This window comes from Halomicronema sp. CCY15110 (assembly GCF_016888165.1).
Taxonomy (GTDB): domain Bacteria; phylum Cyanobacteriota; class Cyanobacteriia; order Phormidesmidales; family Phormidesmidaceae; genus Halomicronema.
Map to the genome: position 1 here is coordinate 1 of NZ_JACSWC010000346.1, position 328 is coordinate 328.

General features: G+C 58.5%; 1 protein-coding gene. It reads left to right on the plus strand.

Translation table 11 applies throughout. The annotated features are described in order from the left end of the window. The coding region (locus JUK32_RS16420; protein WP_204139947.1) for an integrase core domain-containing protein at window positions 1–328 on the plus strand (328 nt) is incomplete at both ends.

The following is a 328-nucleotide window of genomic DNA, read 5'->3' on the forward strand; positions in this document are numbered from 1 at the left end:
GCACAGGCGCACAGAGGTCGGGTTGACGGCCTTAGCGGCGGCTCTAGGGCAACGCCAACCGGCCCCGTCTGGGTGGCTGTTCCATGCTGACCGAGGCTCTCAATATGCCAGTGGGGAGTACCAGGAGGCACTTCAGCAGGCGACGGGCAGGGGCAGTATGAGCCGTCGAGGTCATGGTTGGGACAAGGCGGTGCCTGAAAGCTTTTTTGGCACCCTCAAAACCGAATTGATTCATCCCAGGATCTTCTCTACTCGAATGGTTGCCCGCACCCTTATGGCTGAATGGATTGAGGTTTTCTACAACCGACAGCGGTTACATTCGACCCGC